The following is a 13,339-nucleotide window of genomic DNA, read 5'->3' as shown; positions in this document are numbered from 1 at the left end:
CACAAAAAAAGACACTTTCTAGAATTTCTTCTAAAAAGTGTCCTATTTATTATCTTTATAGGATAACTGAATTACTCAGCTACGTATGGCATCATAGCAAGATGTCTTGCTCTCTTGATAGCTGATGTAAGCTCTCTCTGGTGCTTAGCGCAGTTTCCTGTGATTCTTCTAGGAAGAATCTTGCCGCTCTCAGAAACGAACTTCTTAAGCTTAGCTGTATCCTTATAATCGATTACATTATCCTTGCCACAGAATACGCAAACTTTCTTTCTTCTGTGCATTCCGCCCTTTCTCCTTACAGGAGCATCGGACTTCTCAGACTTTGTGAAAGCCATGTTATTTTACCTCCTAATTAATTGAAAGGAAGCTCCTCGTCAATTCCGTCTGGAATGTTCATGAAGCCATCCCCTGCTGCAGAAGGTGCAGGCTCATTTGATGGAGCAGATCCACCAAAGTTTCCGCCGTTACCAGCAGATGAATTCTTGGATTCTGCAAATTCCTGATCCTCTGCAACTACGTCAGTTGTGTATACTTTAACGCCATCCTTGTTGGTATAGCTACCAGTCTGGATACGTCCTGTTACGATAACCTTAGTGCCCTTCTTGAGATACTTCTCTGCAAACTCACCTGACTTACCGAAAGCTACGATTCCAATGAAATCTGCTGTCTGTCCATCCTGCTGATTGCTTCTGTTAACTCTTCTGTCAACTGCAAGAGTGTATCTTGCGATTGCCATTGAATTCTCTCCCTGTGAATATCTTACTTCAGGGTCTCTTGTTAAACGTCCACATAGTATAACTTTATTCATATTTTTCGTCCTCTTCTATTTAAGCCTCGTTCTTAACGCATAAATATCTGATGACGCCGTCCATGATTCTCATGCGAGCTTCGATCTCTGCTGGTGCAGTTGGCTCACCGTCGAACTGGATGAAATAGTAGAAGCCTTCTGTCATTTTCTCGATCTCATAAGCGAGCTTCTTCTTTCCCCAATCATCGACATTAGTAATCTGACCACCATGCTTCTCGATAGTCTTCTTAACTTTCTCGATGACTGCTGTTCTGGCATCGTCTTCGATCTTTGCACTAACAACAACGGCTAATTCGTATTTGTTCATGCTTTGTTACCTCCTTTTGGTCTCTGGCTACCCGTATCAGTCAGGCAGCAAGGAATTTATCACAGAATGGTATGTTATCATATCCACGTGATAATTGCAAGCTTTTTATCGTATCCCCTTAACACTTTTTTCCAAGTTTTTTCTAGGAATCATGATCTGGTGCCCGCAGCCTGTACATTTGAGTCTAAAGTCGGCTCCAACGCGCAAAACCTCCCATTCAAAGCTTCCGCAAGGATGTTGTTTCTTTAATTTAACTATATTTCCTACTTGAATATCCATTCTTTATAATGTTATTCCTTGTAACTTTGCTACTTCGGTAAATACTTTCCCGATTTTTTCTTTAATTATAAGAGTGTTCTCAGCTCTTTTAACAGGAATATCACTCTCATTGATTATTACGAGGTACCTGCCTCTAAAATAGTTGATAAATGAAGCTGCAGGGTAAACTGTAAGTGACGTACCACCAATTATGAGCATATCTGCCTTAGAAATAGCATCTATTGCCCCACTGACCTGATCTTCTGGAAGCCCCTCTTCGTATAGAGTGATATCTGGTCTGATGGTTCCACCGCATGAGCACTTTGGAATCGGCTCATCAGATTCAAAAATATAATCGTCAGGATATTCTTTGCCACAGCTCATGCAATAGTTCCTGAGCGCGCTTCCATGGATCTCATATACGGCCTTGCTTCCAGCCTTCTGATGGAGTCCATCGATGTTCTGAGTTACTATCCCCTTTAGCTTCCCAGTCTCTTCCAGCGCTGCAAGATACTTGTGAGCATTGTTTGGTTCAATATCACGAGTGTCCATCTTCTGTCTATGGAACTCATAATAAACCTTTGGTTCATAAATAAGACAGCTATGACTCAAAAGATATTCCGGCTGATATTTGTCAAATCTGATATCGTGCTGATTGTACAGTCCATCTTTGCTTCTAAAATCAGGAATACCACTCTCTGTAGAAACGCCTGCTCCGCCAAAGAATACAATGTTTTTTGAATCATCCATCCATTCTATGAATTTTTTTACTTCTTCCTCCATAAGTCCCCCTTTCCGTCAAAACTTCTTTTCCTATTATAATACATTCATGAGAACTTCTGTATACAAAAAGTGCCGCCCGGTTTCCCAAGCGGCACTTTTGCATCTAAAAGATTATTTATTACTGAAGTCTTGTTGAAAGACCATCATTAAAGAGCTGCTGTCTCTCATCAATGATCTCCTGGTATCCTGCATCAAGATACTTCTGTGAAAGCTCATCGTAAAGAGCATCAAACTCTTCTGGCTTGCACATTACAAGCTGATCACGATACTCTGGGTAGAGCTCTTCCTTAAGTGTGTTACCATACTCTGTTACAGACTCAAGAGCTGCACCAAACATACAGTCAACATTGCACTTACCAGCATTGTAGATAGCCATCTGTCCGTTGTAGTTAGCAAGGATCTGATCGTAGAAGTCCTGAGGAAGTCCCTGAGGATTGATTGCTGCGATATCGTCTTCGATGTTTCCAAGAACCTTGATAGCTGTTACAACCATCCAATAGTCAACGTTGTTGTTGTGACCCTGCTGCTCTTCAAGACCTGACTGATCACCAACTGCAACTGGCTTACCGTTTTCGAAGTTGAAGTTCTTACCTTCGATACCCCACTGCATTGTGAAGAGGTTTTCTGGCTGAGCCATCCACTCAAGGTACATCATACCAGCCTTAACTTCATCTTCTGTAGCGTTGTTTGCGAAACCGATCATAGCACCGATGTTACCGCCTGGACGATATGCATTGCTGTTGCCCCATGTCTCATCCTGAATGAACTCTGATGGGCAAACTGCAACTGCAAGCTTAGCATCTGGCTCGTTCTCATAAAGAGAATTAAGTACGTTCATTGTTGATGAAACATAACCTGACCACTGGAATGCCTTACCATTGATGAAGTCAGCTTCTACATCTGACTGAGCTCTTAAGTAATACTCAGGGTTGATGTAACCATCATTGTAAAGCTCGTTCTGCCATTTAAGGAATCTCTTCTGAGCCTCTGTTGAAAGAGCAGGAATCTGATAGTCACCTGTTGTAGCCCATGTTACTTCATCCTGTGGATAATCTCTGTAGCTGTAGTTCTGGTCTACACCAGCACCTGAAACCTTTGATCCTGAAAGAGGATACTCATGTCCGTTCTCTACAAGCTTAGCATAAAGCTCAAGGAGCTCTGAGTTCTTTGTAGGAAGCTCTGTGTATCCAGCCTCTTCAAGCCAGTCCTGTCTGTACCATGTGCAGTATGTGTAAGTTGAAGCACCATATGGTCTGTTACCAACTACAAGATAGTTGTCACCCTGCATCTGGATGTAGTTTGTAAGTCCGTTATCTACCATGTTCTGGAAGTATGTAGGAGCAATTGTCTTGAACTGATCAACATCGTATGGCTGTAAATATCCATCAGATACCCATGTTGCAAGCTTATCATAGTCGTACTCCATGCAAAGAGTTGGAAGTTCGCCTGTTGAAGCAAGCATTGCATAGTCAGTCATAACGTCTGAACGTGTGATTCCTACATATTCAACATTGATGTTGTACTTGTCACCGAAATTCTCCTGAACCCACTTTGTCCAGTAGTTGTTCTCTACGTCAGAGCATCCATTGCCGTTATCACCTCTGTCGTATACAGCTACTCTAAGAGTTACCGGGTCTGAGAATGGCTCCCATCCATCAATACCAGCTGTTACATCAGAAGTCTCCTCTGAAGTAGTAGCTTCTGCCTCAGCCTCAGTTTCCTGAGTTTCAGTGTTGTCTTCTGTTGTAGCAGGTGCATTGTTCTGTCCACACGCTGCTATTCCCATTACCATGCTTGCGCTAAGTAATGCAGCTAAAACCTTCTTTTTCATCGTAATCCTCCTTTTACATATAAGAAAATATCTGAACCTCGATTTGAGGTTTCATTCATAATGAAGTTCTGCTCTCGCTTCGCTCGCCAGAACACGTTCGCACTAAACTCGCTTTCAGCTCGTTAAGTGCTCTCAGCCTTTTACTGCTCCTACCATTGTTCCTTGTACGAAGTACTTCTGAAGGAATGGGTAGATGATAATAATAGGTATTGTTACGAACATGATACATGCAGCCTGAAGTACTTCTGGTGTTGACTGTGTTACTCCACCTGTATCTGCAAGTGACGCTGTCTGAGCCTCTGTAGCAGATGCAACTAACTGATAAAGCTTGTACTGCATCATCTTAAGGTCGGCAGATCTTGTATAGTACATGTTGTCCGCATAAGAATTCCAACGTCCTACTGCGTAGAACAGTGAAAGTGTAGCCAAAATAGGTTTTGAAAGCGGAAGAACTATTTTCCAAAGAATCTGGAAGTTTGTTGCTCCATCAAGGAATGCTGACTCTTCCAAACTATCTGGAATAGTTGATGCAAAATAGTTCTTCATGATGAGCATGTTATATGGTGAATAAATAAGTGGTAATATCAAAACCCAAAATGTATCAAGGATATGCAGCTGGTAATACAAAATGTATGAAGGAATGATTCCGGCTGTGAAATACATAGGTACCATTAGCAGGAATGTAAGTACTGGGCGGCCTTTAAGTCTCTTTTTGGAAAGAGGGTAAGCTGCGCATGTACAAACGATCATTCCAAGGAATGTAAATAAAAGTGTGATCCATACTGAGAAGATCATTGAATGACTCATTGTTGGATCTGCAAGTACTCTTTTGAATGCATCAAGTGTAATATCTTTTGGCCAGAAATATACTGACTGTGACATTACTGCTGTATTTCCTGATATTGATTTTGCTGCAACATGGATAAATGGAAGTACACATGTAGCGCAAAGAAGTATGATGACCAGCATCATGATCGCGTCGCTGATCTTAAATCCTATAACTGCATGAGCTCCGCCAGCTGAATAGCTTTCTTCACTCTTTGCTTTATTATTTCTAAGCATTTGTAACAACCTCCTATAGCAAGCCATCATCGCCAAGCTTCTTGGCTATCCTGTCAGATAAAAGAACTAACAAAACGCCTATAGCTGACTGGAACAAACCAACTGCTGTTGCCTGACTGAACTTATTATTCTCAAGACCTTTATTGAAGATGTAGATTGCCAGCTGATACTGGAACTCTTTTACCTGAGTATTTCCAAGAGCTGTAAGTCTCTCAAGGTTACTACCCATTACTCGGCCAAGGTTCATAATAAGGAGTGTTACGATAGTACTTCTGATACCCGGAAGTGTGATGTTGACCATTCTCTGCCAGCGGTTGGCTCCATCGATCATAGCTGCTTCATACTGCTCACCGCTGATTCCGGTGATAGCTGCTAAATAGAGGATCGTTCCCCATCCCATACCCTGCCATACTCCGATGAGAAGGTACGTTACTGCCCAGTGCCATTTTTCATTAAGAAATGGTATTCCACTGTCTATGATTCCTGCATTCATGAGTGCTACGTTTACAAGTCCACTAGAAGGCTTGAACATTGTAAGTGCTACGCTACCGATGATTGCCCATGAAAGGAAATGTGGAAGATATAAAATTGTCTGAGAAACCTTTTTAAACTTTTGATATCTCAGCTCATTAAGTATAAGTGCCAAAATAATTGGCATTGGGAAACCAACTAAAAGATCAAGTATGTTAAATGCAATTGAATTTCTAAGAGCTCTTGTGAAATCAGCATCTTTAAAGATCTTTCTGAATGTTCCAAGGCCTACCCATTTACTTCCTGAAAATCCTTTAGCAGGCTTATAATCCATGAATGCCATTCGAAGTCCTGGATAAGCACCATAGCTAAATATGATTACCAAAGCAAGTGGAATAAGCAAAAGAAGATATAGTTGCCAATCGCGCTTTAGGCTGTTTTTCCAAGAAGAGCGCGAGATACTCCCCTTATTTTTTTTCTGAACATTACTCATAATATTGCTCCTCCCCTTTGATAAAACAATCCTAAAATAATTTAGTATGCGCATCTAATCACTTAGTTAAAAAAGCTTTGCAATATCAACCATTTATTTGCTTTTTTATAGTTCGATATGTCTCTTATACATAAAACGAGACACTTGCTTTTGTGCATATTGTACAAATGGTGTTGTTCTAAATACCGTCAGTTTATTTTAGGCAAATAAAAAAGAGTGGTTACCCACTCTTTTTTGCTCATATTCACTTATTTTTGTGGTTCTGTCAGGTTCTGAGCCTGCATCCAGCCGGTATATTCAAGAATTGAAGACTTATCAACCTTGGCCATTCTGTGTCTCCATTCACTAGGTTGTGTGCCCATGATCTCTGAGAAATGCCGGTTGTAGCTTGATACCGATCTAAAGCCTACTCTCTCGGATATTGTAAGGATTGACTCTTCCGTTGTCCTAAGCAATATGCATGACTGTAAGATCCTCGTGGTATTGAGATAGCTAAGCGGACTAGTGTTCATGATCTCTCCAAACACCCTTCTAAAATGAGTCTGGCTCAGGTGGCACATGTCTGCCAGGTCCTCTATAGGAAAATTGAACATGTAATTTTCCTTGATATAGTCAAGCGCCGGCGCAATAACAATGGCATTTTCATGGGGTTCTTTGTCATCTTTATTCTTGTCATTTGTGGCATTATATATTCTCATGAGCTTCATGAAAAGTGCCAGAAGCAGGCCTTTCACAGACAACTGGTAGTTCATTTCCTTCTTTTCAAGTTCTTCCATAATGGCTCTGATGAGGAAGTATATCTCCGGATATTCCCTCCTATTTATTATGATCTGGGAATTCTGCATCATATCTTCAAAGACATTTGCATATGGTGAAGCCCCTCCAAAGTCCCCTTTTAGCATTTCATCAGGCTGCAAAAAAATGTAAGACCAAAGGCTTGCCTGTCCTTTAGTACTATAGGTTGTATGAGGAACATTTCGAGATATAAAGGTCATATCCCCTTCCTTAAATGGTACAGGATCATTATCAAATTCGATCATTCCGCTGTCACTGTGACAGATCCCAATCTCAAGACAATTATGGAAATGAAGTTTTCCAGACTTTACATCGGAAATATGCCACCTGTCTCCAGTCAAAAGAAGAATTGGAAAATTGAGCGGAAGCTCATAGTTACGATATTCTATGACAGTTTTCTTGGGCTTTGACATAAATTTATCCTTTATAAAATAATTTAGTATTTCGTCCATTAACTTCGATGACTTATTTTAACTCAAATAGTTGAAATTGCATAGTTTTTTCATCTACTTGAATAGACTTTTCAACCATCAACTAATATAATTTGCTCAAAATACTATGTTTTTGCAGAAAAGGAAGTATTATGGCAAATCTTATTTATGACAAAAAAGAAATCGAAAACGCAATTGATTCCATCGTAAAGAGAACCATGCGTATGGATCTTACCTGGGATTGGCCAGGAGGCGTTGCTTATTATGGTGTATGCGAGGCTTATCTTGCTACAGGTAAAAAGGAATATATTGAACTCTTAAAAGAAAGAGTTGATGAATATATAGAGCTTGGCCTTCCATCATGGACAGTCAACACTTGTGCCATGGGACACGCTATGCTCACATTATATGAATATACAAATGATGAAAAGTATCTTGATATTGCAAAAAGCAAGATCGACTACCTTGAGAACGAAGCTCTTCGTTTTGGCGACAATGTTCTTCAGCATACTGTTTCAGTTAACAATGATTTCCCTGAGCAGTGCTGGGCAGACACACTTTTCATGGCAGCATTTTTCCTTTTAAGAGCCGGAGTACTTTTAAAGGATGAAAAGCTCATTGACGATGCATTAAACCAGTATTACTGGCACATCAAATATCTCCAGGATCCTGCTTCAGGTCTTTTCTATCATGGATACAACAACATTACAAAAGACCACATGTCTGGCTTCTATTGGGGAAGAGCCAACGCATGGGCTGCCTACACAATGTCTGAGGTAGGACGCATTCTTCCTGAATGCTACTTATATCCAAAGTTCCTTGATATTGTTGGTTCTTTAAATGAACAGCTTGCCTCTATCAAGCTGCTGCAGACAGAAAACGGATTATTCAGAACTATTCTCGATGATCCAGATTCTTATGAAGAAATTTCCGCTTCTTGCGGTATTGCTGCTGCAATGATCAACAAGGGCAATCCTCTTCACATCAAATATATCAACAAAGCTACTGTTGGCATTCTTGATAACATTTCTGAAGACGGTCGTGTTCTCAACGTTTCAGGCGGAACAGCAGTCATGAAAGACAGAGATGGTTACAGAAACATTTCCAGAGAGTGGATCCAGGGCTGGGGCCAGGGACTTGCACTTGCTTATCTTTCTGGAGTACTTAATTATGACAAAGTTCGTAGTGATGGTGCACTATAATCAATCAACTACTTGGGGGTTTAATAAATTATGAGTTTAGATTCAAAGCATTCCAAAGGAGGATTCACTCTTCCTGGTGAATCAGGTTACGAAAAGCTCACTTTGGAGCTTGCTGACAAATGGGGAGCTGACGTTATCAGAGATAGTGACGGAACAGTTCTCTCAGATGAGATCTTGGATTCAGGTTATGGCATTTATTCAACAATCTGTATCATAAGAGACCACAATGAATGGGCCAATGCAAATAAGGACAAGCTTCAGCAGTCTTTTCTTATGACACAGCCTAAAGTAGCTGATGATTCATACGTTATCTTTCATCTTATTGATGACTTTTTTGATCAGCAGTTCGTGGTAAACGATAGCAAAGAGTCAATGAAGTACTGGCAGGTCTTTGACCGCACTACTGGTCAGGAGATCAGCAATAACTTTTGGACTTATGAAAAAGAAGCTGGAAATGTCATTGTTAACAACGTAATACCTTATCACAGCTATACTGTAAGTTTCCTTGCTTACAGAATATGGGAAGAAATTTCCATGTACAACCACACCACAAATAACTGGGATAAAGAGCATTTGATGCCTATCGATCCTGTTTATCCTGAGACTCAGGAGTACATGCTCTCCTGGCTTAAAAACTGGTGTGAAACACATCCTGCAACTACAGTTGTACGTTTCACTTCAATGTTTTACAACTTTGTTTGGATCTGGGGAAGCAGCGAAAGAAACAGAAATCTTTTTACAGACTGGGGTTCATATGATTTCACAGTAAGTCCAAAGATGCTTGATAACTTTGCTGAGCGTTATGGTTACAAACTTACTGCTGAAGATTTCATTAACAAGGGTGCACTTCATGTAACTCATCAGCCACCTGTTAAGACTCAGCTCGATTACATGGATTTCGTAAATTCTTTCGTAGTTGAATTTGGTCGTAAGCTTGTAGACATGGTTCATGAGTATGGAAAAAAAGCTTATGTATTCTACGATGACAGCTGGATTGGTGTAGAGCCTTACAGCAAGAGATTTAAGGACTTTAATTTTGACGGACTTATCAAATGCGTATTCTCCGGCTACGAAGTAAGACTTTGTGCTGGCGCTGATATCGAAACCCACGAACTTAGATTACATCCATACCTTTTCCCTGTTGGACTTGGTGGACTTCCAACCTTCGCTCCTGGCGGAGATCCAACTAGAGATGCAAAAGAATATTGGAATCATACTAGAAGAGCTCTTTTAAGAGCAAAGATCGACAGGATTGGTCTTGGAGGATACCTTCACCTTGTTGAAAACTATCCAGACTTTGTTGATTACATTGCAAAGATTTCTGATGAGTTCAGAACAATAAGAGATCTTCATACAAATGGTTCACCTTATACATTAGATGTTAACGTTGCTGTTCTTCACAGTTGGGGAAGTTTAAGAAGCTGGACACTTAGCGGACACTTCCATGAAACTTTCATGAATGATCTGATCCATATCAACGAAGCTCTTTCCGGACTTCCTGTTAATGTGTCATTTATCAGCTTTGAAGATGTAAAGACTACTGATCTATCAAAATATCAGGTGATCATCAATGCTGGTGCACAGGGCACTGCATGGAGCGGTGGAGATAATTGGAAAGACGATTCAATAGTAGCAGTTCTTACTAAATGGGTATACGATGGCGGAACATTTATCGGTGTTAACGAACCTTCTGCTGTTGATGGCTATAATACAACCTTTAGAATGGCTCCTGTCCTTGGCGTAGACAAGAACACTTCACCTTATGTATGTCATGGAAAATGGGCATTTGATAAAACAGAAGTTGAAGGACTTATTCCTGAAGGAAGCTTCGTTCCAGAAAGATGCCATGTTCATTTAACTGATGGAAATGCTAAAGTACTTGCTGAAAAAGACGGAAATCCTCTTTTCACAGTTAACCACATCGGCAAGGGAAAAGGCATATACTTATCCACATTTGAAACTAATGTTTTAAACAACAGACTCCTTTTAAACATACTTATGTATGCTGCTAATATGCCATTAGCTCAGAAATACATAACTGATAACTCAAATATGGAATGTGCATTCTACCCTGCAGACAAGAGACTTATTGTTATCAATAACTCAGATGCTGTGCAGAGCACAACAGTAAAGACGGAATTTGGTGATAAGAAGTTTGAGAACGTAGCACCATTCGATACAGTTATAATTCAGCTATAATATTCTTAGCTGTTCCTTTTCATAGTGTGTGTGTAAAAAAAGACGGTGAATGATCACCGTCTTTTTTATATCAGAATCCTGCTTTTTTTAGAAGATCTCCAAGTGATGTTGTAGCTTCTCCATCACTCTCAAACTCTATCTTTTCTTCTGTTATCTCAGTTGCAGCAATTTCTTCCAATGCTTTCATACTAAGGCTCAACTTGCCATCTTTGATAGCAGTGACCTTTACTTTTACCTTCTGGCCAACCTTTAACACTGAAGAAGGATGTGCAATTCTCTGGTTACAGATCTGAGAAATGTGGACAAGTCCTGTCATTCCATTTCCAAGGTTTACAAATGCTCCATAATTTTGAAGGCTTTCTACAACACCCTCTGTTACAAGTCCTACTTCAACATTTGATATCATCTCTGCTCTCTTGGCATCTGCCTGTTCTTTCAGGAATTCTCTTCCAGAAAGTACGAGCTTTCTATTCTCTTCATCTGCAGTAATTACCTTAACTTTCAATGTCTTACCAACAAATGAATCAAGATCACTTTCTTCTACATAATTAAGGTCAAGCTTTGAAGCGGGAATAAAACCTCTGATTCCCTCAAGGAAAGCAACACATCCGCTTTTTACAGCCTCTGATATCTTAACATCTACATACTCCCCGGAGTTCATAAGTTCTTTTAACTTATCCCATGCAACTATCTGATTGGCTTCCTTCTTTGATAAAAGAATGTTTCCATATCCATCATCTGTACTTACTACTGTTGCAGAAATCTCATCCCCAACATGAATATCTCTGTGTATACTGAACTTTGGATCATCACTCAAATCCTCAGCTCTGATGATACCCTGGGTGTAATACTTAAGATCAAGTACTACTTCAGTATCTTTTACATCAATAACTGTTCCCTCGAGTATGTCACCCTCTTTGATCTTACGAAAAGATCTGTCGATCTCATCTTTAAAGTCATTCATTGTTTCTTCTGCCATGATATCCTCCCCAAGTACTTTTTTAGTCTAGGTCATTCCACTTAGCTACTTTATTATCAAGATCAGTAATATCTTCCTCATAGCCAAGTTCCTGAATATAGCCATTTAAAATAGGCAATAACTCATCCCTATTATAAACCTTAATACCCTCTTTGTCACAAGCTTCAATAAATCTTGCGTCAAGATCAGTATCACTGCCATCAGAATATAGTACATAGTATTTATTTGATCCACATTCAAGAACAGAAACATACGACCAATTGCCATCCGCATACATTTCAGCAAATATAGCAAAAGCCCTGTGGTCATCTCCCATGTATTCTGCTTCACTTGCTACTGCCATTGTTTCATTGAAAAGATCTACTATCTGTCCATCTTTATCAACAATATAAGTTTTATTTATCAAAAGGTTTCCGCTACTACGTCCAAGTGGTTGAGACTTATAAGAAAGAAGCCCTCCCTGACCAACATATCCATATGTATACTCATCGCACATTGTATCCTTGTATGAAACCAAATGCACTTCTCTATCCTTTACAGCAAAGAACAAAAGACAGTTATTCTCATCTCTATAATTTGGATTATCTGGGACAAGAACCGCTAATATTGGGCTCTTTTTATCTTGATAAAAGAATGTATATGAGAGTTTCATTTCATCTCCCCATCCGCTCTTGCTGATGCTAGTCTTTATTTCTTCCAATGATATTTCTTCACCTACTTTATAATCAAAGTAGTGCTCGCCATCGTAGGAATCAACTGATATCTCTACATCAGACACTGCGGAAGCAGTCTTTCCATCTACTCCAAGAAAGTTATATAACAGATCTACAGCTGGTACTTCTTTATCTTTATCTTCTTCTACTTCACTTACTTCTTCAGTGGCATCAGATGTTGTAGCTTCTAGTGAAGTTTCTTCAGTACTTGACTGTCTTCCAGTTATCTCCTTATCGATTTCTTTTGCTTCGTTGCTACCACAACCTACTAACATCAGGCTGGCAGCTAAGATCATTGCAATTCTTCTTTTCATCATACTCTCCTTAATATAAGCGTTATTAATACAACATCTCCCCATTAATGATATTCCTATTGAATAAAAAAAATCTGTAAGCGATATGCTTACAGATTTTATAGAGGTGACAGGCGGATTTGAACCGCCGCTCAAGGTGTTGCAGACCTATGCCTTACCGCTTGGCTATGTCACCATATTAAAATGACTCCGACGAGAATCGAACTCGTGTTACCGCCGTGAAAGGGCGATGTCTTGACCGCTTGACCACGGAGCCGTATCAGACCGTAGTAACAGTCTTTTTTTAGCTCCCCCTGTCGGACTCGAACCAACGACACTTCGGTTAACAGCCGAATGCTCTACCGACTGAGCTAAGGAGGATTATTAAAGATACTATATATACAAAATGCCATGCTACTGCATGGTCCTTTTGCTTTGTACCTTCAAAACCGAACACTGATATCTAAATCCATTTTCCTATACTTGCGTTTTGGATAAGCCCTCGACCTATTAGTACACATCAGCTGAACACGTTACCATGCTTACACCTTGTGCCTATCTAACCTCGTACTCTCCAAGGGGTCTTACTGCCGAAGCAGGGATATCTCATCTTGAGGGGGGCTTCACGCTTAGATGCCTTCAGCGTTTATCCCTTCCGGACGTGGCTACCCAGCCTTATGCATCTGGCGATGCAGCTGATACACCAGCGGTCCG

Annotated in this window: 13 protein-coding genes, 3 tRNA genes and 1 rRNA gene; 2 read left to right on the top strand and 15 right to left on the bottom strand. The window is 40.1% G+C overall.

What is annotated here, in order from left to right; all coding sequences use genetic code 11:
- Positions 1-71 precede the first annotated feature (71 nt).
- The 9 genes from rpsR to BUA02_RS12420 form a co-directional block, all read right to left on the bottom strand.
- Positions 72-335: a 30S ribosomal protein S18 gene (gene rpsR, locus BUA02_RS12460; protein WP_072704672.1), complete on the bottom strand. Its 264-nt coding sequence runs from the start codon at positions 333-335 to the stop codon at positions 72-74.
- Between the two features lie 17 nt (positions 336-352).
- Positions 353-808 (bottom strand): single-stranded DNA-binding protein, encoded by a 456-nt coding sequence (locus tag BUA02_RS12455; RefSeq protein WP_072704669.1) that lies wholly within the window; start codon positions 806-808, stop codon positions 353-355.
- A gap of 19 nt (positions 809-827) precedes the next feature.
- Complete coding sequence (gene rpsF / locus BUA02_RS12450; RefSeq protein ID WP_022775257.1) at positions 828-1,115, bottom strand: 30S ribosomal protein S6; 288 nt, start codon at positions 1,113-1,115, stop codon at positions 828-830.
- Positions 1,116-1,220: 105 nt separating this feature from the next.
- A complete protein-coding gene (locus tag BUA02_RS12445) occupies positions 1,221-1,394 on the bottom strand; it encodes a DUF951 domain-containing protein (RefSeq protein WP_072704666.1) in 174 nt (57 codons plus the stop codon).
- Between the two features lie 3 nt (positions 1,395-1,397).
- On the bottom strand, positions 1,398-2,156 hold the full coding sequence (locus BUA02_RS12440; protein ID WP_072704662.1) for an NAD-dependent protein deacylase: 759 nt from the start codon (positions 2,154-2,156) through the stop codon (positions 1,398-1,400).
- Positions 2,157-2,274: 118 nt separating this feature from the next.
- Complete coding sequence (locus tag BUA02_RS12435; RefSeq protein ID WP_072704659.1) at positions 2,275-3,987, bottom strand: extracellular solute-binding protein; 1,713 nt, start codon at positions 3,985-3,987, stop codon at positions 2,275-2,277.
- Between the two features lie 132 nt (positions 3,988-4,119).
- Positions 4,120-5,049 (bottom strand): carbohydrate ABC transporter permease, encoded by a 930-nt coding sequence (locus tag BUA02_RS12430; RefSeq protein ID WP_083572762.1) that lies wholly within the window; start codon positions 5,047-5,049, stop codon positions 4,120-4,122.
- 13 nt (positions 5,050-5,062) lie between these two features.
- Positions 5,063-6,013 carry an ABC transporter permease gene (locus BUA02_RS12425; RefSeq protein WP_072704656.1) on the bottom strand — a complete coding sequence of 317 codons (951 nt, stop codon included), beginning with the start codon at positions 6,011-6,013 and terminating at the stop codon, positions 5,063-5,065.
- A 248-nt stretch (positions 6,014-6,261) separates the two neighbouring features.
- Positions 6,262-7,221: an AraC family transcriptional regulator gene (locus tag BUA02_RS12420; protein ID WP_072704654.1), complete on the bottom strand. Its 960-nt coding sequence runs from the start codon at positions 7,219-7,221 to the stop codon at positions 6,262-6,264.
- 170 nt (positions 7,222-7,391) lie between these two features.
- On the opposite strand from BUA02_RS12420, the gene BUA02_RS12415 reads away from it, so the two are divergent.
- Positions 7,392-8,441, top strand: a complete 1,050-nt coding sequence (locus BUA02_RS12415; RefSeq protein WP_072704651.1) for a glycoside hydrolase family 88/105 protein — start codon at positions 7,392-7,394, stop codon at positions 8,439-8,441.
- Positions 8,442-8,471: 30 nt separating this feature from the next.
- The gene (gnpA, locus tag BUA02_RS12410; protein ID WP_072704648.1) at positions 8,472-10,640 is read left to right on the top strand and encodes a 1,3-beta-galactosyl-N-acetylhexosamine phosphorylase; all 2,169 of its coding nucleotides are present in this window, start codon (positions 8,472-8,474) and stop codon (positions 10,638-10,640) included.
- A 70-nt stretch (positions 10,641-10,710) separates the two neighbouring features.
- Here the strand turns inward: gnpA and BUA02_RS12405 are convergent, their stop codons facing one another.
- From BUA02_RS12405 to BUA02_RS12380, 6 genes are all read right to left on the bottom strand, one after another.
- Positions 10,711-11,619, bottom strand: coding sequence for a S1 RNA-binding domain-containing protein (locus BUA02_RS12405; RefSeq protein ID WP_072704645.1), 909 nt, complete (start codon positions 11,617-11,619; stop codon positions 10,711-10,713).
- A 22-nt stretch (positions 11,620-11,641) separates the two neighbouring features.
- Positions 11,642-12,646: a hypothetical protein gene (locus BUA02_RS12400; RefSeq protein WP_072704642.1), complete on the bottom strand. Its 1,005-nt coding sequence runs from the start codon at positions 12,644-12,646 to the stop codon at positions 11,642-11,644.
- Positions 12,647-12,750: 104 nt separating this feature from the next.
- Positions 12,751-12,821 (bottom strand) — tRNA-Cys (locus BUA02_RS12395).
- 9 nt (positions 12,822-12,830) lie between these two features.
- Positions 12,831-12,902, bottom strand: a tRNA-Glu gene (locus BUA02_RS12390).
- Positions 12,903-12,933: 31 nt separating this feature from the next.
- Positions 12,934-13,006: transfer RNA gene (locus BUA02_RS12385), tRNA-Asn, on the bottom strand.
- A 109-nt stretch (positions 13,007-13,115) separates the two neighbouring features.
- Positions 13,116-13,339: ribosomal RNA gene (locus BUA02_RS12380) — 23S ribosomal RNA — on the bottom strand; the annotation flags it as partial.

The sequence above is a fragment of the Butyrivibrio hungatei DSM 14810 genome (assembly GCF_900143205.1).
Classification (GTDB): domain Bacteria; phylum Bacillota; class Clostridia; order Lachnospirales; family Lachnospiraceae; genus Butyrivibrio; species Butyrivibrio hungatei.
This window is presented reverse-complemented; position numbering and strand designations above follow the sequence as displayed.